At 61.6% G+C, this 21,867-nt stretch carries 15 protein-coding genes; 10 read left to right on the top strand and 5 right to left on the bottom strand.

What is annotated here, in order from left to right:
• Window positions 1-44 precede the first annotated feature (44 nt).
• From wecB to ACZ6YA_RS18795, 7 genes are all read left to right on the top strand, one after another.
• The gene (gene wecB, locus ACZ6YA_RS18825) at window positions 45-1,199 is read left to right on the top strand and encodes a non-hydrolyzing UDP-N-acetylglucosamine 2-epimerase (RefSeq protein WP_465898596.1); all 1,155 of its coding nucleotides are present in this window, start codon (window positions 45-47) and stop codon (window positions 1,197-1,199) included.
• Window positions 1,196-3,370 carry a cyclic di-3',5'-guanylate-activated glycosyltransferase NfrB gene (nfrB, locus tag ACZ6YA_RS18820; RefSeq protein ID WP_465898595.1) on the top strand — a complete coding sequence of 725 codons (2,175 nt, stop codon included), beginning with the start codon at window positions 1,196-1,198 and terminating at the stop codon, window positions 3,368-3,370. The genes wecB and nfrB overlap by 4 nt, the downstream gene beginning before the upstream one ends.
• A complete protein-coding gene (locus ACZ6YA_RS18815; RefSeq protein ID WP_465898594.1) occupies window positions 3,367-6,369 on the top strand; it encodes a phage receptor in 3,003 nt (1,000 codons plus the stop codon). The genes nfrB and ACZ6YA_RS18815 overlap by 4 nt, the downstream gene beginning before the upstream one ends.
• Window positions 6,369-7,208: a DUF4434 family protein gene (locus tag ACZ6YA_RS18810; protein WP_465898593.1), complete on the top strand. Its 840-nt coding sequence runs from the start codon at window positions 6,369-6,371 to the stop codon at window positions 7,206-7,208. Before ACZ6YA_RS18815 ends, ACZ6YA_RS18810 begins: the two co-directional genes overlap by 1 nt.
• Before the next feature lie 130 nt (window positions 7,209-7,338).
• A complete protein-coding gene (locus ACZ6YA_RS18805) occupies window positions 7,339-8,421 on the top strand; it encodes a GGDEF domain-containing protein (RefSeq protein ID WP_465898592.1) in 1,083 nt (360 codons plus the stop codon).
• A 161-nt stretch (window positions 8,422-8,582) separates the two neighbouring features.
• Window positions 8,583-10,259, top strand: coding sequence for an AAA family ATPase (locus ACZ6YA_RS18800; RefSeq protein WP_465898591.1), 1,677 nt, complete (start codon window positions 8,583-8,585; stop codon window positions 10,257-10,259).
• Window positions 10,256-11,152 (top strand): HNH endonuclease, encoded by an 897-nt coding sequence (locus ACZ6YA_RS18795; protein WP_465898590.1) that lies wholly within the window; start codon window positions 10,256-10,258, stop codon window positions 11,150-11,152. The genes ACZ6YA_RS18800 and ACZ6YA_RS18795 overlap by 4 nt, the downstream gene beginning before the upstream one ends.
• Before the next feature lie 219 nt (window positions 11,153-11,371).
• On the opposite strand, the gene ACZ6YA_RS18790 is transcribed toward ACZ6YA_RS18795, so the two are convergent.
• Both ACZ6YA_RS18790 and ACZ6YA_RS18785 read right to left on the bottom strand, forming a co-directional pair.
• On the bottom strand, window positions 11,372-12,673 hold the full coding sequence (locus ACZ6YA_RS18790; RefSeq protein WP_465898589.1) for an ATP-binding protein: 1,302 nt from the start codon (window positions 12,671-12,673) through the stop codon (window positions 11,372-11,374).
• A 6-nt stretch (window positions 12,674-12,679) separates the two neighbouring features.
• Window positions 12,680-13,381 (bottom strand): response regulator, encoded by a 702-nt coding sequence (locus tag ACZ6YA_RS18785; protein ID WP_401081176.1) that lies wholly within the window; start codon window positions 13,379-13,381, stop codon window positions 12,680-12,682.
• A gap of 157 nt (window positions 13,382-13,538) precedes the next feature.
• Here ACZ6YA_RS18785 and ACZ6YA_RS18780 point away from each other — a divergent pair, with 157 nt between their 5' ends.
• The 3 genes from ACZ6YA_RS18780 (at window position 13,539) to mobA (ending at window position 18,485) form a co-directional block, all read left to right on the top strand.
• On the top strand, window positions 13,539-14,714 hold the full coding sequence (locus ACZ6YA_RS18780) for an efflux RND transporter periplasmic adaptor subunit (protein ID WP_465898588.1): 1,176 nt from the start codon (window positions 13,539-13,541) through the stop codon (window positions 14,712-14,714).
• A gap of 11 nt (window positions 14,715-14,725) precedes the next feature.
• Window positions 14,726-17,848: a multidrug efflux RND transporter permease subunit gene (locus tag ACZ6YA_RS18775; RefSeq protein WP_465898587.1), complete on the top strand. Its 3,123-nt coding sequence runs from the start codon at window positions 14,726-14,728 to the stop codon at window positions 17,846-17,848.
• Between the two features lie 61 nt (window positions 17,849-17,909).
• A complete protein-coding gene (mobA, locus tag ACZ6YA_RS18770; protein ID WP_465898586.1) occupies window positions 17,910-18,485 on the top strand; it encodes a molybdenum cofactor guanylyltransferase MobA in 576 nt (191 codons plus the stop codon).
• 111 nt (window positions 18,486-18,596) lie between these two features.
• On the opposite strand, the gene ACZ6YA_RS18765 is transcribed toward mobA, so the two are convergent.
• The 3 genes from ACZ6YA_RS18765 to qhpC form a co-directional block, all read right to left on the bottom strand.
• Entirely contained in the window at window positions 18,597-20,270 is a 1,674-nt protein-coding gene (locus ACZ6YA_RS18765) for a fatty acid CoA ligase family protein (protein WP_465898585.1), read from the bottom strand.
• Between the two features lie 119 nt (window positions 20,271-20,389).
• On the bottom strand, window positions 20,390-21,511 hold the full coding sequence (gene peaD / locus ACZ6YA_RS18760; RefSeq protein ID WP_465898584.1) for a quinohemoprotein amine dehydrogenase subunit beta: 1,122 nt from the start codon (window positions 21,509-21,511) through the stop codon (window positions 20,390-20,392).
• Between the two features lie 32 nt (window positions 21,512-21,543).
• Entirely contained in the window at window positions 21,544-21,867 is a 324-nt protein-coding gene (gene qhpC / locus ACZ6YA_RS18755) for a quinohemoprotein amine dehydrogenase subunit gamma (protein WP_176517541.1), read from the bottom strand.

Below are 21,867 nucleotides of genomic sequence, written 5' to 3'. Positions count from 1 at the left end.
CAGTCGTACACCTACGCCCAGGGAATCGTACGAGGAACAGCAAGATGGCCAACACCGTCATGATGGTATTCGGTACCCGCCCAGAAGCGATCAAGATGGCCCCTCTGGCCAGGGTCCTGCGCGAGTGGCCCGACATCGACCTGCACATCTGCTCCACTGGCCAGCACCGCGAAATGCTCGGGCAGGTGCTCACCGCGTTCGGCCTGAGCGTCGACCAGGACCTCAAGGTGATGACTCAGAACCAGACCCTCAACGGGCTGGCCCGTGACCTGCTGGACAAGATCGACAAAGCCTATGAACAGGTCAAACCGGATATTGTGCTGGTCCATGGCGACACCACCACTAGCTTCATCGCCGCCCTTGCCGCGTTCCATCGGCATATCCCCATCGGCCACGTCGAAGCCGGCCTGCGCACCGGCAACCTGCAGCAACCCTGGCCCGAAGAAGCCAACCGGCGCCTGACCGGGGTGATCGCCGACCTGCATTTTGCCCCCACTACCAAGTCCCGCGACAACTTGCTGCGCGAGGGCGTGCCGCTGGAACACATCGAGGTCACGGGCAACACCGTCATCGACGCCTTGCTGTGGATGCGCGAATACCTCGGCACCACCGCCTGGCACCCCGCCGCTGATTCCTCGCTGCACAACCTGCGCGATGACCAACGCATGGTGCTGATCACCGGCCACCGCCGGGAAAACTTCGGCGCCGGTTTCGAGCGCATCTGCCTGGCGCTGGCCGAACTGGCCCTGCGTTACCCCGAGGTGCAGTTCGTCTACCCCGTGCACCTCAACCCCCAGGTGCAAAAAGCGGTCTACGGCCTGCTGTCCGGGCGCGACAACATCCACCTGGTGGCGCCGCAGGACTACCAGCACTTCGTCTGGCTGATGAACCGCGCCCACATCATCCTCACCGACTCCGGTGGCGTACAGGAAGAAGCCCCGGCGCTAGGCAAGCCGGTACTGGTGCTGCGCAAGGTCACCGAGCGCCCATCGGTGCTGGAGGGCGGCACGGTCAAGCTGGTCGGCACCCAGGCCGAGCGCATCGTCAAGGAAACCAGCCAACTGCTGGACGACGAGGCCGCCTACCAGCGCATGGCCCGCGTCTTTACGCCATTCGGTGACGGCCACGCCAGCGAGATCATCGCCGAACGCCTGAGCCGCTGGTTCGAGGAAACCACCAGTCAACGGGATGACGCATGAGCCTGGCTTTCATCGATTTCCTGACATATGTGCTGTTCGGCCTCAAGATCCTGGCCATAATCCTTGCCACATTGATGTTTCTGCTCGGCCTTGATGACCTGTTCATCGACCTGTGCTACTGGTGCCGCAAGCTGGTTCGACGCTTTCGCATCTACGACAAATACGAGCGGGCCGACGAGAAACGCCTGTTCGAAGTACCGGAAAAACCCTTGGCGATCATGGTCCCAGCCTGGAACGAGGTGGGCGTGGTCGGCGAAATGGCGCGCCTGGCAGCCTCGACCATCGACTACGAATACTACCAGATCTTTGTCGGCACCTACCCCAACGACCCGCAGACCCAAGCCGACGTCGACGCGGTGTGCCTGCACTACCCCAACGTACACAAGGTGGTTTGCGCCCGCCCCGGCCCGACCAGCAAGGCCGACTGCCTGAACAACATCATCGATGCCATCCTGCGTTTCCAGGACGATGCCCGCATCGAGTTCGCCGGCTTCATCCTGCATGACGCCGAAGACGTGATCTCGCCCATGGAGCTGCGCCTGTTCAACTACCTGTTGCCGGCCAAGGACATGATCCAGATCCCGGTCTACCCCTATGCGCCGGAATGGAAGGGTTTCACCGCCGGGCACTACGTGGACGAATTTGCGGAAAACCACGGCAAGGACGTGATCGTGCGCGAGGCCTTGACCGGCCAGGTGCCCAGTGCGGGGGTCGGCACCTGCTTCAGCCGCCGTGCCATCAGCGCCCTGCTCGAAGACGGCGACGGCATCGCCTTCGATGTACAGAGTCTCACCGAAGACTATGACATCGGTTTTCGCCTCAAACAGAAGGGCATGAAGTGCATCTTCGCCCGCTACTCCGTCACCGACCCGGCCTTGGCGCTCAAGCACGAATGGCGCCCTGGGATGAGCCGCGAATTCTCCCAGGTCATTTGCGTGCGCGAGCATTTCCCGCGTGACTGGCAGCATGCTATCCGGCAGAAGTCGCGGTGGATCGTCGGCATCGTGTTCCAAGGCACCAGCAACCTTGGCTGGAGCCGCACGGGCGCGCTCAACTACTTCCTCTGGCGTGATCGGCGAGGTTTGTTCGCCTACCTGCTCAGTTTCCTGGTCAACCTGTTGTTCCTGGTATTGCTGGCGATGTGGCTGGTGACGGTGGTCGCGCCGGAGTCCTGGCGCTTCATGTCGATTCTCAGCGACAGCGGGTTGCTTACCACGCTGCTTTGGCTCAATGGCCTGATGCTGATCAATCGCCTGTTCCAGCGCGGCTGGTTTGTGACCCGCTACTACGGCATCGGCGAAGGGTTGCTGTCGGCGCCGCGGATGATGTGGAGCAACTTCGTCAACTTCTTCGCCAATCTGCGCGCCTTGCGCCAGGTCATGGAGATGGGTGATTCGCGCCGTGTGGCCTGGGACAAGACCACCCACGAGTTCCCCGCCCTGGCCTCACCTGCCCGCACACCGCTGGGCCACCGGCTGGTGGAAAAAGGCTACATCACCGAAGAACAGCTGGAGCAGGCGATCACCAGCCCGGTGCGCCGGCGCCTGGGCCGCGAGCTGCTGTTGCGCGGCTGGCTGACCAGCGAACAGCTGGTGCAGACCCTGGCCGAGCAGCTCGACATGCCCTGGGCACCACTCAACCCGTTCAAGCTCGACGCACACCTGATCGCGCAACTGCCGCGCCGCTTGGCGACGCACTATGGCGTACTGCCAGTGGCCGAAGACGGCGACACCCTGGTGCTGGCCAGCGAAAGCCCGGTCAGCCAGGTCTCGCTGGGGGTGATCAGCCGCCAGCTCAAGCGACCGGTGAAATGCCGACTGGCGCCACAGGGTCGGGTCACCCTGGGCCTGCGCCATCACTACCCCAGCCCCTGGCAGCACGAGGAAACCCGGCAGATGCTGGAGGTGCTGGAAAAACACCAGGACAACGCCGAACTGATCGAGCAGGTCAGCACCCATCAGGTCATGCTCGGGGCCTTGCTGCAGGTACGCGGCATGGTTCCGGTGACCCTGTTCAACCAGGCACTGATCGACTTCGACCCGGAGCAGCAGAGCCTGGGCGAACACCTGATCGCACGCGGCATCATCACCGAGCACGTGCTGCAGCAGGCGCTCGCCGAACAGGCCAGCGAACAGCAGGCCGCCTTTGACCTGATCAGGGAGGTGGCATGAAGCCGCGTTTTACCCTCACGTTCACCGGCCTGCTGCTGTGCTCCAGCGCCCTGCCTGCCTTGGCCGCACCCATGACAGACTTTCAGCGCTTCACCAGCTATCCGTTCATGGAGCGCAGTTACCGCGAAGCGAAAAAGGACAACTGGGCCGAGGTCGAGCGTCTGACCCGCCATGTACTGGGACGCGTACCAAACAATGACGAAGCGCGCGCACTGCTGGTCGAGGCGCTGGCCCACCAGCGCCGCTACAAGGACGCCGAAGCCCTGGCCGAGAAACTCGGTGGCGGCCCAGAGTACGCCAATGCCCTGCTTGAACTGCGTCTGACCTGGATCGAACAAGACCCACCACCCGCCAGCCAGGTAGAGGGTTGGATGGCCACTGCCGACAGCATGCACCGGGTACGCCTGTGGCAGGCCTATAGCTTGAGCCTGGCCAAGTTCGGCGGGGCCGCCAAGGCCCTGGAGTGGCTCAACCAGCTGCCGCCGCGTGACGATGGCCAAGTGCTGCGCCTGGCGCGGGCCAACTTCGCCGAGCGACTGCGCAACTGGAAGGAAACCATTGAACAGCTGCAACCCTTGGCCGACAAAGGCCAGTTGCCGACGCAAGACTGGCGACGCCTGGCCAATGCCTACATCCAGCATGTCGATGAAAAAGGCTTGGCCAAGCTTTTGCGAAGCGCCCCCTCGCCCGAGATCGCCAACCAGGCCCGGCTGGCCATGGCCAACCGAGCCATCGCCGTTGGCCATAACGAGCAGGCCCAACGCTGGCTGCAAACCCTGCCAGCCGAACAGCTGCAAGATCCAGCACTGCGCCAGCAGCTTTGGGAACTGGCCCGTGAAGGCGACGATGCGCCCTTGGTCCGGCGCCTGAGCAACGACCTGCAGCGCCCGTGCCTGGACACGGTCGACTGGCTGTCACGCCACGACCCGGAGGTCGCCCGCGAGCAGCTCAAGGACTGCCAGGCCAGCTCAGACGTCCGCGCCTATGCGATCCTCAAGCAGCGCCTGTATGGCGACCCCGCGCCAGCGCCACAACCGCGCACCGCGGCCGAATGGGAACAGCGATACCGTCAGAGCGGTAATCTGGCGGCCCTCGAACAAGCCACCTTCCTGCTGTTGCAGCAAGGCCACAGCGACCGCGCCCGAGCCCTGCTGGAGCAGGCCTATGACCGCCGCCAGGGGCGCCTGACGCCCTCGCTGCTGCAGCGTCTAAGCAATCTCTATGCACGTAGCGACGGCCCATTGGAAAGCCGGCGCATGCTCAGCCTGATCCCCAGGGTCGATGCCAACACACGCGCCCAATTGCTCGGCCGCCTGGCCGAGGCCGGTCAGTGCGACGCCGTGCGCCAGGCCATTCCAGCAAACCCCACCGAGGCCGGGCAGTACCGCGCCTTGGGCCGCTGCGCCATGCCTGACCAACCCGGTGAAGCGGTGGTCTATTACCAGGCCGCCGAACGCCTTGGCGACAGCGGCAATCGCCTGCCATTGGCCTACGCCCTGGAAGCCGCCGGTGATTCCGTAACGGCCCTGCCCATCTGGCGCAATTTGCCGGGCAGCGCCTGGACCGACAACGCCCGCCTGACCGCCGCCGCGGGTGCATTGAACGCAGGCGAGCCGCAAACCGCTCGACGATACTGGGATACTGCCGCGCACAACAGCGCCGACGACTGGGCGCTCGGCGCCGCGATTGCCCAACGCCAGGGCGATCCGCAAGCGGCCTTGGGCTTTCAACGCCAAGCGTTGGTGCACAAACCGCGTGCCGACCGCTACTACGCGGCTGCCAGCACCGCGCAGCTGGCCGGCGATAGCGCCCAGAGCACCGCCTGGCTGGCCGAAGCGGTACACCTGGCCCCCAACCAACCACGCTACCGCGCCGACTACGGCATGCGCCTGGCCGGCTCGCCGGACCAAGCCCAGCGACGCCAGTCGATTCCCTACCTGGAGCAGGCTAGCCGAGAGTTCCCTGAAGACTATCGCCTCGGCGAAACCCTCGCCCTGCGTTACGACGAAGCCGAAGACAGCGCCTCGGCCCGCCGCGAACTGCGCCGGATCCTCGATGTTGAAGAGAACCTGGTCGACGCCGACGACGAATACGGTAGCCTCGAAGCGCGCAAGTACCGCCAGCGCCGTGCCCACGAAACCTTGTCACGCCGCGATAGCATCACCCTGGCCAGCACCTGGTCGCCTGCGGGCACCTCGACCAACGACAACTTCCTCGACAATGGCGAGCGCAGCGGCAGTTCCCGCCGGGCGCAGTCGCAGAACGTGCAACTGGCCATGTGGGACCATGCGCTAGGTGAGGAACCCAGCCGCAACAGCAGTACCCTGTCGGTGTATGGGCGCGTGCTGTTCGGCGGTCAGAGCCGCACGGATTATGCGCAAAGCATGGGCACCGGTGTCGGCCTGCGCTACAAACCGCTCGGCCAGGCCAACCTCAACTTGTATGCCGAGCTGTACCACCAACGGCAGATCGACACCGAGCACTACAGCGGCCTGAGCCTGGGCGAATTGCTGAGCCCGGGCAAGGTCGGCGGCAACTGGGGCGACCTGCGCAACAACGCCGAGTCGAGCAATGATCTGCTGCTGCGCGCCACCGCCTCGTTCCTCGACCAGGGTGCCTGGCGCAATGACTGGCGGGTCGACGAAGACGACTGGAACGAGCGCTTCCTGTACCTCGACGCCGCCTGGTGGACCCGTGCCGGCGACCATGCCTGGCTCTCGCGTTACCAGCAAGGCCATGCCTGGAAGCTCCCGGGCAACTCACCGCAGACACTGATGCCTTACGGTTTCCTCGAATTTTCCAGCCAGGACCCAAGCAACGACTGGCGTCAGGATGCCCGCGCAGGTATCGGTGTGCGCTGGCAATGGTGGTTCGACGACGATCGCTACAACGCCTACCGCGGCACGCTGAAAGTGCGGGCCGAGTACCAGCAGTCGCTGGGTGGCAACCTTTATGAGCGCGCCAACGGCGTGCTGGTTGGCGCGGAGATGACCTTCTGATGCGTACCTTCCTGGCCATCTGCATGCTTGCCCTGTGCCTGCCGGCGCTGGCAGACCAACGCCTGTTCTATCAGCCGCTGAACCGCGATGCCGCTATCAGCCCCGCTCAGTGGCAGCAGCTGTGGCGCGCCACTGCGGCACAGGGCGGCAGAACCCTGATCGTGCAATGGAGCGCCTATGGCGACGGCGATTTCGGCGGCGCCCAGGGCTGGCTGGCCAACAGCCTGCGCGAAGCGCGCGCCCAGGGGCTTGAGCTGGTGCTCGGGCTTTACATGGACCCGGCCTACTACAAACGCATCGAGGAACTTGATGGCGACGGCCTGAACAGTTACTGGAAGGCCCAGCTGGGACGCTCGCTGAGCCAATACCAGCAGCTGCGCAAGGCGTGGAGCATCGAGGTGGTGGGGTGGTACTTGCCGATGGAGCTGGACGACCTGCACTTTCGTGACACTGCCCGCCGTGAGGCGTTGTACACCCAGTTGCAGGCCTTCAACCGGCACCTGGACAAACCGCTGCACATCAGCGCCTTCAGTGCCGGCAAGCTGGCGCCACGGGTCAATGCCGCGTGGCTGGATCAACTGGCGGGGCTGGGCTTGACTGTGTGGTGGCAGGACGGTGCCGGGACTGGGCGGTTGCCAGCGATGGTGCGCCAGGGTTACGAGCAGGCCTTGCCGTGTCGGGTGGGTGTGGTGCGTGAGGCGTTTCGCCAGGTGAGTACACCAGGGCAGGCATTTCAGGCCGAGGCGATTGAGCCGAGTCTGGCGGGTGGATGCCATGCCGAAGCGGTGTTTGCCCTGCGTTATCGGCCTTGGGCTCGTGGGATTTTGTCGCAGAATTGAGTCGTCTGCTCCGGCCTCTTCGCGGGCAAGCCCGCTCCCACAGGTTCTGCGAACGCCGCAGAGCTTGTGGGAGCGGGCTTGCCCGCGAAGAGGCCGGAACAGCCATGCATTCCTCAGCAGGAATACACCCATGTTCAAGACCATCGAGGAATACGTCCGCCAGCAGGTCGCCCCTGCCGCCCTGCGCGCCGAGTTCCGTCAGCATGAGTTCGAAAACGCGCGGCGCTTCTGCCAGTTGATCTTCTGCATCAGCATCGCCGTCTGGCTGGTCTTCGACCTGATTGTCAGCTACCTCGGCAGCCAGGGTTTCACCTGGCTTTCCGGCCTGTTCATCGCGCTGATGTGCAGCCTCACGGTGGTGCTCGGCTTCACCCGCAAGACCCACCATTTCGACGTGCTCAACCTGCTGTTCATCACCGTCATCACCCTGGGCATGCGTCTGGTACTCGAAGGCATCCCCACAGCCCTGCGCCCGGTCTGGCTGGTGCTCGGCACCTCCACCGTGCTGTACAGCGTGTCGGTGCTACCGGTACGGCGCTGGTCGTTCTTCTGTGCCATGGCCATCACCTGGACCATGCTCAATCCGTTCTACGGCACCAACATCGACCTCGACGACCTCGAAGCCGCCATGCTGCTGAGTTATGCCGTGTTCCTCAGCGGCCTGGTGATCTACAGCTACCTGCGCATCCGCCAGGCCAAGCTGCACAACTTCTACATGTCCAAGCTGCTGCTCGAACAGGCCTACGTCGACGTGCTCACCGAAATCCCCAACCGCCGCTCGTTCATGGCCAAGGCCGAGCGCCAACTGCACCAGGCCCCGCTGGGGCAATACCTGGCGATGGTCGATATCGACAACTTCAAGAAGGTCAACGACCGTTTCGGGCACGACATCGGCGACGAAGTGCTCAAGCGGGTGGCCGTGCACATCAAGGAGTCGATGGCGGCTTACGAGTTTGCAAGGCTCGGCGGCGAGGAGTTCGCGATCTTCTTCCAGGGCCTGGATCAGCCAACCGCAGAGGGCCTGGTCGAAGCATTGTGCAAGCGTGTGCGAGAAGACTTGTCGGAGCATCCTGTTACGATCAGCATTGGCTTGGCCCGAGTAGACGATTCGGATTCGCTAACCTTGGCGCTGGTCAAGGCTGACCAGGCCTTGTATGAGGCGAAGCAACGTGGCAAAGACCGGTTTGTGCTATGGGGTCATAAAGGCGCATAACAACCTTATTGAGTACTAAGGCGCAAGATGCCATAGTGGCATCATCACAATTAGTTGCAGCCTACACCCTTTGAACTTTGAGAATCCTTCCTTTTTCTTACTCTGTCACCCCAACATCGAAATTGCCATGATTGAACAGGCACAAACAGGAGACACTCTACATGGACAGTAGCTTGCGAACGATAAAAATCCACGAAGCCTCCCCAAAGAAACTAAGAAAAATTAGTTCCAAATTTGCGCTACAGCTTGATAACTGGAACGACCATAATTTTCAGACACAATATCATCTTTATTACAACCACGGAAAAAAAGAAAGCGACGTAACATACATAGGAACTGTGAAAATCCTAAAGACTGGGCAAAAATCGAGCGATGGACTGCAAGTCACCAGCGACTTTGACAGGCTCTCCAGTGAATTTTGTTCAGCAGGTATAAGTCTCGACTTTTATAAAAGGTTAAACGAAATTCCACAACGGGACAGGACTAGAATTACTCGCGCCCTCAATGACGTAGTTGCCTATCCAAAACTCGTAAAGAAATTTTGCAGTGAAGAAGGATGGCAGACCTCGATCTTTCGGGAAAACACCAATTGGAGTGATTTCCTTCGGGATGCTGGAGCTCTTTATTCAGGCAATTATTCTGAGCTTGCCGAATCCAGACAGATATTTTCTTTTAAACCAGCGAGCAGTAGCTCCACAATCACCTTTGACTTTAGCTCACCCAACCCCAAAGGCTTTAGCGGCGACTACAGAACTTTAGGACCCAGCAAGAAAACAACATTACTTCCTGAAAGAATATTTGTGCTGATAGGAAGAAACGGAGCGGGTAAAAGCTCACTTCTATCTTCTCTTTCACGACTCGCCTTTGCTTCTACTGAAGAACGAATGACGCCCACCCTGCAAAAGCTCGGAACTCTAGAGCCAGCCGGCATCGGTTTTATGCGTGTCGTTAGCATTTCTTACAGCGCATTTGATAACTTCGTTCTACCTGCCACACAAAACCTCGACGCTGATCAAATAGCAACCGACCTACGCCGAGGGGATGGTCGTTACGTTTTCTGTGGATTGAGGGATATTGCATCAGAAGTAGAACAGGCGCTCGAATCGAACCCTACTGAGTCCACGCCTATAATTAACAGCATCGATCGTTGCCAATCAATAAAGCTAAAACCTTTGACTGAGCTCGCGACGGAATTTTCGAGATCACTTAGGCGGATCATCAAAAATCAGCGGTCAGACGTGTTATTGGCTGCTTTGGATATACTAATGACAGAGGCGTCATTCGCAGACTTGAAAGAACAAAAACAAGTACTTTGCGAAAAACCTATAAAATCAAAGAGTCTTTTTTTAAACTGGAGCACGGGCCATAAAATCGCCCTTCACACGGTAACATCACTTATAGCGCACTGTCAGCCTCGCTCCTTGATACTCTTCGATGAGCCAGAAGCACACCTCCATCCACCACTTATGGCCGCTCTCATGCAGGCTACGCGGATGATACTCAATGAATACGATTCATTTTGCGTAGCCGCCACTCACTCCCCAGTACTGCTTCAGGAAACTCTATCCAAGCATGTTAAGCACGTACGCAGGGTGGGCAACAACACAATAATTGAGCAACCCAAAATGGAAACCTTTGGAGAAAGCATTGGCGCGCTGACATATAGCACCTTTGGCCTAACGGCATCAAGCACAGACTTTCACCATACTTTAAACACGCTCGCAAACGGCTTTGAGAGCATTGAAGAAATTGAGAATCTTTTTAATCCCGCGCTGAGTGCGCAAGCGAGAGCTTACGTACAATCCAAGCTAGCTAAGAACAAGAAGAGAGCATCATGAAAACAATCAACAAGCCCTCTCGCCTTAATTCAGCCAGCAACCTCAGCAAAGCGATTAGACTCTATAAACACGACAAAAAGACCAAAGGCCACGCTTTAACGGCACTGGAGCTAGCACAAGTACTGAAGCTGTATGACCTCTACGACCAACAATTAGGCGTGGCGCATACAGACCTTAAAGGAGACGCACTCCCCAAGACCCTAACAAACGAAATACATAAGGCATATAAAAAAACCTACGAAAACGGGATGCTATTCTCAATACGCGAAGAGCTATTCAAGACGACCCAACTTTGCCCAAGTTGCGGCATAGACAACGTCAGCGAACTAGATCACTATCTTCCAAAGTCAGCATTTAAACCACTCTCAATCCATGAACGAAATCTCATTCCTATTTGCCACACCTGCAACAACACCAAACTTGACAAATATGATGACTCCACTGACCCTAACAGATTTTTCCATGCCTATTTCGATACGCTTCCAAACGAGCCATTTTTCGTGGCCACACCTCGACTTCAAGATGGCGGCTTGACTGTTAAGTTCACATTTACCAAAACCGACAAACTCGAAAATAATCTTCTGGATCGGCTGCGCTACCAAATGGAAACCCTCGAACTCGAGGATCGCTTTGATGACGAGATAATTACGTATCTTTCAGCACATGCAGTTGCACTACACACAGGCTTTGAGACTGGCGGAAAGCGAGCGATAGAACGGTTTCTCAAGCTACAAGCAAGACACGAAGCTAATGAATTTCATTTGAATCATTGGCGACCGACTTTATTGCGAGGGTTAGCGTTATGCGAAAAATTCACCAGTGGAGGTTTTGCTCAGATCTTACCAATAGAACCGGACATTCTGGATGAAATCAAAGAGCCACTAGAAAACTAGAATCGAGATCGGAGACCGCATCCCAGGCCTCGTCCGTGAGTTCGTAACGCTTTGCCATCACAGAATTCCTTTCCGTTGATGGCGCGTGACTCTGCATAATCTCAGCGCTGGAGACGCAACGATTCGGTTTCTCGGGATTTCGTACAGAGCCTTGGACAAGGGCCTCTACACCGAAAACCTTTTTGCCCTCAGGCTTTCTGAGATTCAGTTTTGTGTATTTCACGAAATCTGGGGCAGACGAATCCTGAACTGCGCCCCACCCAACGCCGACTGCGCCACCGTCAGTGTCCCGCCCTGCCCCTCGATGGCCCGCCGACTGATCGCCAGCCCCAGGCCAAACCCGCCGGTATTGCGATCGCGGCTGCGGTCCAGGCGGTAGAACGGCTGGAAGATCCGCTCGCGTTCTTCGACCGGGATGCCGATGCCGTCGTCCTCGACGGTCAGCAAGCAGGCGCCGTCCTCTTCCAGGCGAAGGCGCAGCAACAGGCTTTCATCGCAATAGCGCATGCCATTGCGCACCAGGTTCTGCACGGCGCGCGCCGTCAGCCGCGGGTCGAGCACGAAGCGCGGCAAGTTGCCCTCGGCACGGACTTCCCAGGTGATTCCCCGGGTATCGAGCTCTTCGGCAAAGCCGCCAATCACACTGTCGACCAGCTCCAGCAACGACACCTCGACCCGCTCGCGTGCCTGGTCGGCGTTGTATAGCCGGCTGTAGGACAGCAGTTCGAGCACCAGCTCGTCCAGCTCGCGCACATGCCCGACCAGCTCCAGCAAGCGTTTGCGACTGCTCGCCGGCACTTCGTCGAACAGCAGCACCAGGCCGAAATCCAGGCGGGTGAGCGGCGTGCGCAACTCATGAGATACGGCATTGAGCAGCTCGCGTTGCTGGTTGACGTGACGTTCCAGGTCGCTGGCCATGGTGTCGAATACTCCGGCCAGCTCACCAATGTTCGAGTGCGGCGAGATATGCGTTCGCTCGGCCATCTGCCCTTGGCCCAGTCGCCGGGCGGTCTCTTTGAGACGTTCCAGGTCACGCCAGTGCGGCCACACCCACAACAGCAGGCAACCGAGCATGGCGGCGCCGATCAGTACGGTCACACCCCAGGACAGCACATTGATGTCCAGCGGGTCTGGTGGCGCATGCAGGCTCACTAACCAACCTTCTTCCAGCGGCGCCAGCGCCGTCTGGTAATAACCCCAGTCGCCGATGCGCACCACATACAGGCCATGCTCCAGACGGGCTTGCTCCTGCGGGCTCAGGCCGGCCTGGTCGCTGCGCAGCAGCTTGACTTCCAGCGGCGCGAACGCCCTGGCCAGGTCCTGCTCCACCGCGGGCCACTGCTCGCGTGGCGCCTGGCGGAACTGGCGGACGATCAGCGACTGCACACCTTTGGCCTGGTCCAGGTTGTAGGCCATGAAGCGCTCATGGAACAGGCCGACGATGGTGTCGGGAATCAACAGCAGCGCACCGGCGTAGGCGACGATGATCACCAGGTACAGGCGCACCAGGATCTTGAGCATGAACGGTCAGCACTCCCACTCGACACGGCTGAACAAGTAACCCTTGCCCCACACGGTCTTGATCTTGCGCGCCTCGCCGGCGCTGTCGTCGAACTTGCGGCGCAGCTTGGAAATGGCCACGTCCACCGAACGGTCGGTACCATTGAACTCGATGCCGCGCAATTGCTGGAGGATGCGGTCGCGGCTGAGCACTTCGCCAGCATTGCGCGCCAGGACCACCAGCAGGTTGTATTCGCCGCTGGACAGCTCCACCTCTTCACCGCGCCAGCTGACCAGGCGCTCGGCCAGGTCGATGCGCAGGCCGCCGACCAGAATCTGCTCGCTGTCCAGGCGCGGCTCGTGAACGCTGCTGCGACGCAGCAAGGTGCGTACCCGGGCCAACAACACCCGTGGCTCGCAAGGTTTGGTCACGTAGTCGTCGGCGCCCATCTCAAGGCCCAGCACCTGGTCGTGGCTGTCGTCACGTGCCGTCAGCATCAGGATCGGCAGGCTCTGCGATTCCTGGCGCAGCAGGCGGCAGACTTGCAGGCCATCGATGCCCGGCAGCATCAGGTCGAGGATCACCAGGTCCGGCTTGTCCTGGCGGAACGCCTCCAGCACATGGTCGCCACGGGCGATCACCCGCACATGGAAGTCGTTGCGTTGCAGGTAGCTGGCAATCAGCTCGGACAGTGCACTGTCGTCTTCGACCAGGAGAAGGTTTGGCATAAGCGCTTGGACACTAGGGGAAAGACCGGCAGGATATAGAATCCCGCCGGCAGGCAGGATCGTTCTTCACACTTTTTCACACACGCCCTACACAGCTTAACAGGCGCTCAGGCAGCCACTGCCTTAGCATAGGCACGGTCATCATCGGAAGATCCGTATGCCTAACATCTTCACCCCTCGCCTGCGCCCTGTGGCGCTTCTGGCACTACTGAGCCTGTCCCTGGCCGGTTGCGGCGACAACGCCGAGCTGGACCAGCAGGCACCCACGCCCGAAGTACGGGTAGAAACCCTGCAGCTGCAGCCGCTGGCCATCAGTACCGAGCTGAGCGGGCGCATCCTCGCCCCGCGCACCGCCGAAGTGCGTGCGCGGGTAGCTGGCGTGGTGCTCAAGCGCGTTTACCGCGAAGGCAGCGATGTCAAACAAGGCGACGTGCTGTTCCTGATCGACCCGGCGCCGTTCAAGGCCGACCACGACAGCGCCCGCGCCACCCTGGCCAAGGCCGAGGCCAACCTGTACCAGGCGCGCCTGCAGGAACAACGCTACCGCGAGCTGGTGGACGACAAGGCGGTCAGCCGCCAGGAGTACGACAACGCACGAGCGACTTACCTGCAGGCCGATGCCGAGGTTGCCGGGGCCAAGGCCGCGATGGAACGCACGCGCCTGAACCTGGGCTATGCCACCGTCACCGCACCGATTTCCGGGCGCATCGGCCGCGCGCTGGTCACCGAGGGCGCGCTGGTCGGGCAGAACGAGACCACGCCACTGGCCACCATCCAGCAGCTGGACCCGATCCACGCCGACGTCACCCAGTCGACCCGCGAGCTCAATGCCCTGCGCCGCGCGTTGCGGGCCGGCGAGCTGCAGCAGGCAGACAACGGTGAGGCGCGCGCCACGCTGATCCAGGACGACGGCAGCGCCTACCCGTTGCCCGGCAAGCTGCTGTTCTCCGACATCAGCGTCGACCCGAGCACCAACCAGATCACCCTGCGCAGCGAGTTTCCCAACCCGAACCTCGACCTGCTGCCTGGCAGTTACGTGCGCGTGCGCCTGGAGCAGGCCGTGCAGCCCAAAGGTATCAGCGTGCCGCAGCGCGCCATCCTGCGCGACAGCGCCGGGGTGCCGAAGGTGCTGGTGGTCGATGACCAGGCGCGCATCAGCGAGCGCCAAGTGGTACTCGGCAACGCCCAGGGTGACCGCTGGATCGTCAGCGAGGGCCTGGCGGCCGGCGAACGCGTGGTGGTCGAAGGCCTGCAGCACGTCAAGGCCGGTGACCAGGTGCAAGTCGACACCAGCCAGAACACTCAGCCCATCGCCCAGCACAACGGCCAATGAGGGCCTGACCCATGCCGCAATTCTTCATCGACCGCCCGGTATTCGCCTGGGTGGTCGCCTTGTTCATTCTGCTCGCAGGCGCCCTGGCCATCCCCCAGTTGCCCGTGGCCCAGTACCCCAACGTGGCGCCGCCGCAGGTGGAGATCTACGCCGTGTACCCGGGCGCCTCGGCGGCGACCATGGACGAGAGCGTGGTCAGCCTGATCGAGCAGGAGCTCAACGGCGCCGACAACCTGCTGTACTTCGAATCGCAGAGCAGCCTGGGCAGCGCCACCATCACCGCCACCTTCGAGCCGGGTACCCACCCGGACCTGGCCCAGGTCGATGTGCAGAACCGCTTGAAGGTAGTCGAGTCGCGCCTGCCGCGCCCGGTCACCCAACAGGGGCTACAGGTGGAAAAAGTGTCCACCGGTTTCCTGCTCCTCGGCACCCTGACGTCAGAGGATGGCAGCCTGGATGAAACCGCGTTGTCGGACATACTCGCGCGCAACGTGATGAACGAAATCCGCCGCCTCAAGGGCGTCGGCAAGGCTCAGCTGTACGGCTCCGAACGGGCCATGCGGATCTGGATCGACCCAGCCAAGTTGATCGGTTTCAACCTCACGCCCAACGATGTGGCCGAGGCCATCGCCGCGCAGAACGCCCAGGTAGCGCCCGGCAGCATCGGCGACCTGCCCGCCCGCAGTACCCAGGAGATCACCGCCAATGTTGTCGTCAAAGGTCAGCTGGGCACTCCTGAAGAGTTCACCGCGATTGTACTGCGGGCGAACCAGGACGGTTCGACGGTCACCATCGGCGATGTCGCCCGGGTCGAGATCGGTGCCCAGGAGTACCAGTACGGCACACGCTTGAACGGCAAGCCCGCCAGCGCCTTCAGCGTGCAGCTGGCGCCGGGCGCCAATGCCATGGAAACCGCCACCCTGGTGCGGGCGAAGATGAAGGAGCTGTCGGGCTACTTCCCCGAGGGGGTGAAATACGACATCCCCTATGACACCTCGCCATTCGTCAAGGTCTCGATCCAGCAGGTCATCAGCACCCTGTTCGAGGCCATGCTGCTGGTGTTCGCGGTGATGTTCCTGTTCCTGCAGAACCTGCGCTACACGCTGATCCCGACCCTGGTGGTGCCGGTGGCGCTGATGGGCACCTTCGCCGTGATGCTGGCGCTGGGCTTCTCGGTCAACGTGCTGACCCTGTTCGGCATGGTGCTGGCCATCGGCATCCTGGTCGACGATGCCATCGTCGTGGTGGAGAACGTCGAGCGGATCATGGCCGAGGAAGGCCTGCCACCCAAGGCGGCCACACGCAAGGCCATGGGCCAGATCAGCGGGGCCATCATCGGCATTACCCTGGTACTGGTGGCGGTGTTCTTGCCGATGGCGTTCATGAAAGGTTCGGTCGGCGTCATCTACCAGCAGTTTTCGCTGTCGATGGCCGTATCGATCCTGTTCTCGGCATTCCTCGCCCTGAGCCTGACTCCGGCCCTGTGCGCCACCCTGCTCAAGCCGATAGCCAAAGGCGAGCATCACGAACGCAAGGGCTTCTTCGGTTGGTTCAACCGCCGTTTCGAATCCATGAGCAATGGCTATGAGCGCTGGGTCGTACAGGCGCTGAAGCGTAGCGGGCGCTACCTGCTGGTGTACGGCGTGCTGCTGGCCGTGTTGGGTTACGGCTTCAGTCAGCTGCCCACGGCGTTCTTGCCGACCGAAGACCAGGGCTACACGATCACCGACATCCAGCTGCCACCGGGTGCCAGCCGCATGCGTACCGAGCAGGTCGCCGCGCAGATCGAGGCCCACAACGCCGAGGAACCTGGCGTGGGCAACACCACGGTGATTCTCGGGTTCAGCTTCTCCGGCAGCGGGCAGAATGCGGCACTGACCTTTACCACCCTGAAGGACTGGTCCGAGCGCGGCGCCGACGACAGCGCCCAGTCGATCGCCGACCGGGCCAATGCGGCGTTTTCGCAAATAAAGGATGCGGTGGCGTTCTCCGTGCTGCCGCCACCTATCGACGGGTTGGGCGAGTCCACGGGCTTCGAGTTCCGTTTGCAGGACCGGGGCGGCATGGGCCACGCGGCACTGATGGCAGCCCGCGACGAACTGCTGGCCGGCGCCCATACGAGCAAGGTGCTGGTCAACGTACGCGAAGCGTCGCTGGCCGAAAGCCCGCAGGTGCAGCTGGAAATCGACCGTCGCCAGGCCAACGCGCTGGGTATCTCGTTCGCTGACATCGGCGCGGTGCTGGACACCGCCGTGGGTTCCAACTACGTCAACGACTTCCCCAACCAGGGCCGCATGCAGCGGGTGGTGGTGCAGGCCGAAGGCGACCAGCGCAGCCAGGTCGAAGACCTGTTGAAGATCCACGTACGCAACAGCAGCGGCAAGATGGTCCCGCTGGGTGCTTTCGTCCAGGCCAAGTGGGTCAGCGGCCCGGTGCAGCTGACCCGCTACAACGGCTACCCGGCGGTGTCGATCTCCGGCGAACCGGCCGCAGGGTACAGCTCGGGTGAAGCCATGGCCGAGGTCGAGCGCCTGGTCGCGAAATTGCCGGCAGGCGCCGGCCTGGAGTGGACCGGTCTGTCGCTGCAGGAGCGCCTGTCCGGCAGCCAGGCACCGCTGCTGATGGCGCTGTCGCTGCTGGTGGTGTTCCTGTGCCTGGCGGCGTTGTACGAAAGTTGGTCGATCCCCACCGCCGTGCTGCTGGTGGTGCCGCTCGGTGTGCTCGGCGCGGTGCTGGCCGTGACCTTGCGCGGCATGCCCAACGATGTGTTCTTCAAGGTTGGCCTGATCACCCTGATCGGTCTGTCAGCGAAGAATGCCATCCTCATCATCGAGTTCGCCAAGAGCCTGGTGGACCAGGGTGTGGATGCCGTCGACGCTGCCATCCAGGCCGCGCGCCTGCGCTTGCGGCCGATCGTCATGACCTCGCTGGCCTTCATCCTTGGCGTTGTGCCGCTGGCCATCGCCACCGGCGCCAGCTCGGCGAGCCAGCAGGCGATCGGCACGGGGGTGATTGGCGGGATGCTCAGCGCCACGCTGGCGGTGGTGTTTGTGCCGGTGTTTTTTGTGGTGGTGATGCGTTTGGCAGCGCGTAAGAAAGCTCGAACCGATAAGACCGAAGCCAGCGAAGCCTGACTGGACAAGTATCGCGTTGAATGAGAGGGTTCCGGGCATCGACTGCCCGGAACCCTTTTTCATGACTGCCCCCCTGCCCGCCTGCTCCATCCTCATCCTCGCCGGTGGCCGTGGCCAGCGCATGGGCGGGCGTGACAAAGGCCTGGTGCAATGGCGGAGTGAGCCGCTGGTGGCGCATGTGCAGCGGGCCGTGCGGGCGCTCAGCGACGATGTGGTGATTTCCTGCAATCGCAACCAGGACCTTTACCGCCCATTTGCCGATCAGCTGGTGTCCGACAACGAAGCTGACTTCCCAGGCCCTTTGGCTGGAGTGATTGCCGGGTTGGCGACGGCGCGGCACGAGTGGGTGGTGCTGCTGGCCTGCGATGCGCCACTGATCGACCGGGGGTTGATCGACGATTTGCTGCGGTTGGCGGTGGGCCATGACAGTGCTGCCATGGTGCGCCAGTGCGGGTATTGGCAACCGATGTTCAGCGTGCTGCCGCGCAGGCTGCTGCCGGTGCTGGAACAGGCCTGGGCGGCGGGTGAGCGGAGTTTGCAGAAGGCGCTGTTGCTGGAGCCGGTGCAAGGGCTGGAATGTGCCGAAGATGATCCTCGGTTGAGCAACTTCAATAGCCCGGATTTACTGCAGCACTGAGCTTGTGGTTGAGTTCACTGGCCTCTTCGCGGGTCAAGCCCGCTCCCACCATACTGGCGCAGATCCATGTGGGAGCGGGCTTGCCCCGCGAAGAGGCCCGCATTGATCACCTTAACCCATAGCCAGTTCCTCGATACTGATCTCGCGCATCCTGAACTTCTGCACCTTGCCGGTCACCGTCATCGGGAATTCATCGACGAAGCGGAAATACCGGGGCACCTTGAAGTGCGCAATGCGCGCCCTCGCCCACTCGCGTAATTGTTCCTCGCTGGCCACATGTCCCGGATGCAACCGCACCCAGGCGACGATCTCCTCACCGAACTTGCTGCACGGCACGCCGATGACCTGCACATCGGCCACGGCCGGGTGGGTGAAGAAGAACTCCTCAAGCTCCCTTGGATAGATGTTTTCACCACCGCGGATGATCATGTCCTTGCTGCGCCCGACGATGCGCACATACCCCTGCTCGTCCATCACCGCCAGGTCACCCGTGTGCATCCAGCCCTCGGCATCGATGCTTTCGGCAGTGGCCTTGGGGTTGTTCCAGTAGCCCAGCATGACGCTGTAGCCACGGGTGCACAATTCGCCGATCTCGCCACGTGGCAGGGTGTTGCCGTCGGCATCGATCACTTTGTTTTCCAGCCGTGGCTGGGTGCGACCGACGCTGGTCACCCGGCGTTCCAGATCGTCGTCGGGCCCGGTCTGCAAAGACACCGGGCTGGTTTCGGTCATGCCATAGGCGATCTGTACCTCGGCCATGTGCATCTCGTCGATCACCCTGCGCATCACTTCGATCGGGCAGGTGGCACCGGCCATGATCCCGGTGCGCAGGCTCGACAGGTCGAAGTCGCCGCGCTGCGGGTGATCCAGTTCGGCGATGAACATGGTGGGCACGCCATACAGCGCAGTGGCTTTCTCCTGCGCCACGGCGCGAAGGGTGGCCAGCGGGTCGAAGGCATCGTTGGGGTAGATCAGGGTGCTGCCGTGGGTCATGCACCCGAGGTTGGCCATGACCATACCAAAACAGTGGTAAAGCGGCACCGGTACCACCAGGCGGTCGTGCTCGGTCAGGCCTAAGCTTTCGCCGACCATGTAGCCGTTGTTGAGGATATTGCTGTGGCTGAGCGTGGCGCCCTTGGGGAAACCGGTAGTGCCGGAGGTGTACTGGATGTTGATCGGATCGCCGGGCTGCAACTGTGCCTGGCGCACGGCCAAGGCTTCAACGCTGACCGCCGCGGCGCGGGTTTGCAGATCGTTCCAGGCCAAAAAACCGGAGGGAGGTGCTGCGGCAAGGCTCACCACCCCGCGTAGCTCCGGGAAGCGCTCGCAGATCAAGGCGCCGGGTTGGCCCTTCGCCAGGCCCGGTATCAGGCTCAACAGCATGGCGTGGTAATCCGACGTTTTGAAGGCGTCGGCGCAGATGACCCAGCGACAGCCTGACTGGCCCAGGGCGTAATCCAGCTCGCTTGAGCGGTACGCGGGGTTGATGTTGACCAGGATCGCGCCGACCTTGGCGCTGGCGAACTGGGTGATGCACCACTCGGCGCAATTGGGTGCCCAGATGCCCAGCCGATCGCCGGGTTGCACGCCGAGGGCCATGAGGGCGCGGGCGTGCTGGTCGACGGCATCGGCCAGTTGCCGCCAGGTGTAGCGCAGTGCCTGGTGGCGCACGACCAGCGCTTCACGGTCGGGGAAGCGGGCGACGGTGGTGTCGAAGGCGTCGCCGATGCAGTGGGTGAGCAAGGGCTTGCCTTGGTCGCCCTGGGAGTAGCTTGGCTGGGGCATGGGTGTTCTCTTGTTTTTGTGTCGATTGAACCGGCCTTTTCGCGGGCAAGCCCGCTCCCACAGGGCTTTGCGCAAGACACTGTGGGAGCGGGCTTGCCCGCGAAAAGGCCACCCCTGAACTACCTGACAAACACCTGCGGCGTAGTGGTCGACATATCCCCACCCGGCAACTTGATGTTCTTCACCTTCTCCAGCGTCTGCGGGTCGAACACCGCCAGGTCATTGAAGGTGCCGCCCAGGTAAAGCTTGTCGCCCTTCTTGTCGAAGGTCACGCAGTAGTAAGTGTGCTCAAGGTTAGCCGCCTTGATCAGCTTACGCTGCTTGATGTCGTACTTGGCCAGACGGTTGAGCACGCCGTAGATCTGGTTCGGGTCTTTAGGCGAGCGCAGGCCGGTGAAGTACAGCTCGGTCAGGTCGCCGAACTCCTGGGTATGGGTCTTGCCGGTTTTCAAGTCGACACTCAGGTAGCCGTACAGCAGCTCGGCGGTGTTGGGGTCCTGTTTCTCGTCCTTGAACTTGGCGATGGTGTAGAGCATCGAGAATTCATGGCGCGGGCTCTGGTGCGGCCAGAAGTACAGCACATCCGGCGCGCTGTAGCCTTTGCGGTTCCAACTGCGCAGCGGCAAGGCCACCGCGTACTTGCCGGTGTTGACGTCCATCTTGTAGATATCCGGCCCTGCGACGAACAGGCTGCCGTCATCAGCGGCGCGCATCAGGTAGACCTGACGCGGCATCGGGAAGGTGCGTACCGGCTTGGCATCGATACCGTCGGCCGTGCGGAACACTTCCAGGCGCGGCGGCTTGACCACATAGTGATCGTTCAGGCGTTGGCTGGGGTTGACCGTGGCGTACACCTCTTTGCCGTCCGGGCTGATGGCGAACGAGTACATCGACTTGCCGACCTCACCCGGCACGCTGGACAGGTTGGCGTGGAAGGTGGTCTTGCAACTGTCCAGATCGATGCCGTAGATATCGGCGTAGTGGTTGTTGAGCACATAGGCCGTGCGATTGTCCGGCGCCATCATCGCAGTGCCGGGGCCGAATGCGTCGGGCAAGCGGCAGCTCTTGTACAGGGTGTCGCTGGCGACATCCACTACGTGCAGGTTGTTCGGGTAGTTGGTGGCGATCAGGTATTCCTTGCCGGCCGTAAGCGCAGGCCCGGTGTCATCGGCCTGTACCGCCCAGGCGCATGCCGTGGCGGCGACGGTGAGCGCGAGTTGCGCGCAGAGTCCAGGTTTCATGCGGTTTCCCCTTGTCATTCTTGTTGGGCCGGTCACTTGTCTTTAGGGAACACGGTGCCGAGGTTGCGCCAGTCTTCCTGGGAGTTGGTCGCCTGGGCGTTCCAGTCCTGGTAGGTGCTCATCATGTCCGGTACCTGGGCCGGCCACCAGCAAGGGTCGGAGCAGCCGTACAGGTCGGCTTCCATCGGTTGGCACAGCGAACTGACGCCGCCAAAGGCGTCGACTTCCCAACCCGGGTCGGTGGTGGCGGTGCAGCCGGCCACCGCGCTCATGGCCATGACTTCCTCGACACGGTCTTCGGCGGCGGCTTGTTCAAGGATGCGCGCCTTGTTGTTCAGGGGCTTCAAGTGCTTCAT

This window comes from Pseudomonas sp. NPDC090752 (genome assembly GCF_055584805.1).
The sequence above is the reverse complement of the archived record's forward strand: the minus strand, read 5'-3'. Positions and strand labels throughout refer to the sequence as shown.

What these genes read in the sequence shown, in the direction of transcription:
- wecB (WP_465898596.1), top strand. Translation starts at nt 45, where the DNA reads ATGGCCAACACCGTCATGATGGTATTCGGTACCCGCCCAGAAGCGATC.
- nfrB (WP_465898595.1), top strand. Translation starts at nt 1,196, where the DNA reads ATGAGCCTGGCTTTCATCGATTTCCTGACATATGTGCTGTTCGGCCTC.
- ACZ6YA_RS18815 (WP_465898594.1), top strand. Translation starts at nt 3,367, where the DNA reads ATGAAGCCGCGTTTTACCCTCACGTTCACCGGCCTGCTGCTGTGCTCC.
- ACZ6YA_RS18810 (WP_465898593.1), top strand. Translation starts at nt 6,369, where the DNA reads ATGCGTACCTTCCTGGCCATCTGCATGCTTGCCCTGTGCCTGCCGGCG.
- ACZ6YA_RS18805 (WP_465898592.1), top strand. Translation starts at nt 7,339, where the DNA reads ATGTTCAAGACCATCGAGGAATACGTCCGCCAGCAGGTCGCCCCTGCC.
- ACZ6YA_RS18800 (WP_465898591.1), top strand. Translation starts at nt 8,583, where the DNA reads ATGGACAGTAGCTTGCGAACGATAAAAATCCACGAAGCCTCCCCAAAG.
- ACZ6YA_RS18795 (WP_465898590.1), top strand. Translation starts at nt 10,256, where the DNA reads ATGAAAACAATCAACAAGCCCTCTCGCCTTAATTCAGCCAGCAACCTC.
- ACZ6YA_RS18790 (WP_465898589.1), bottom strand. Translation starts at nt 12,673, where the DNA reads ATGCTCAAGATCCTGGTGCGCCTGTACCTGGTGATCATCGTCGCCTAC.
- ACZ6YA_RS18785 (WP_401081176.1), bottom strand. Translation starts at nt 13,381, where the DNA reads ATGCCAAACCTTCTCCTGGTCGAAGACGACAGTGCACTGTCCGAGCTG.
- ACZ6YA_RS18780 (WP_465898588.1), top strand. Translation starts at nt 13,539, where the DNA reads ATGCCTAACATCTTCACCCCTCGCCTGCGCCCTGTGGCGCTTCTGGCA.
- ACZ6YA_RS18775 (WP_465898587.1), top strand. Translation starts at nt 14,726, where the DNA reads ATGCCGCAATTCTTCATCGACCGCCCGGTATTCGCCTGGGTGGTCGCC.
- mobA (WP_465898586.1), top strand. Translation starts at nt 17,910, where the DNA reads ATGACTGCCCCCCTGCCCGCCTGCTCCATCCTCATCCTCGCCGGTGGC.
- ACZ6YA_RS18765 (WP_465898585.1), bottom strand. Translation starts at nt 20,270, where the DNA reads ATGCCCCAGCCAAGCTACTCCCAGGGCGACCAAGGCAAGCCCTTGCTC.
- peaD (WP_465898584.1), bottom strand. Translation starts at nt 21,511, where the DNA reads ATGAAACCTGGACTCTGCGCGCAACTCGCGCTCACCGTCGCCGCCACG.
- qhpC (WP_176517541.1), bottom strand. Translation starts at nt 21,867, where the DNA reads ATGAAGCACTTGAAGCCCCTGAACAACAAGGCGCGCATCCTTGAACAA.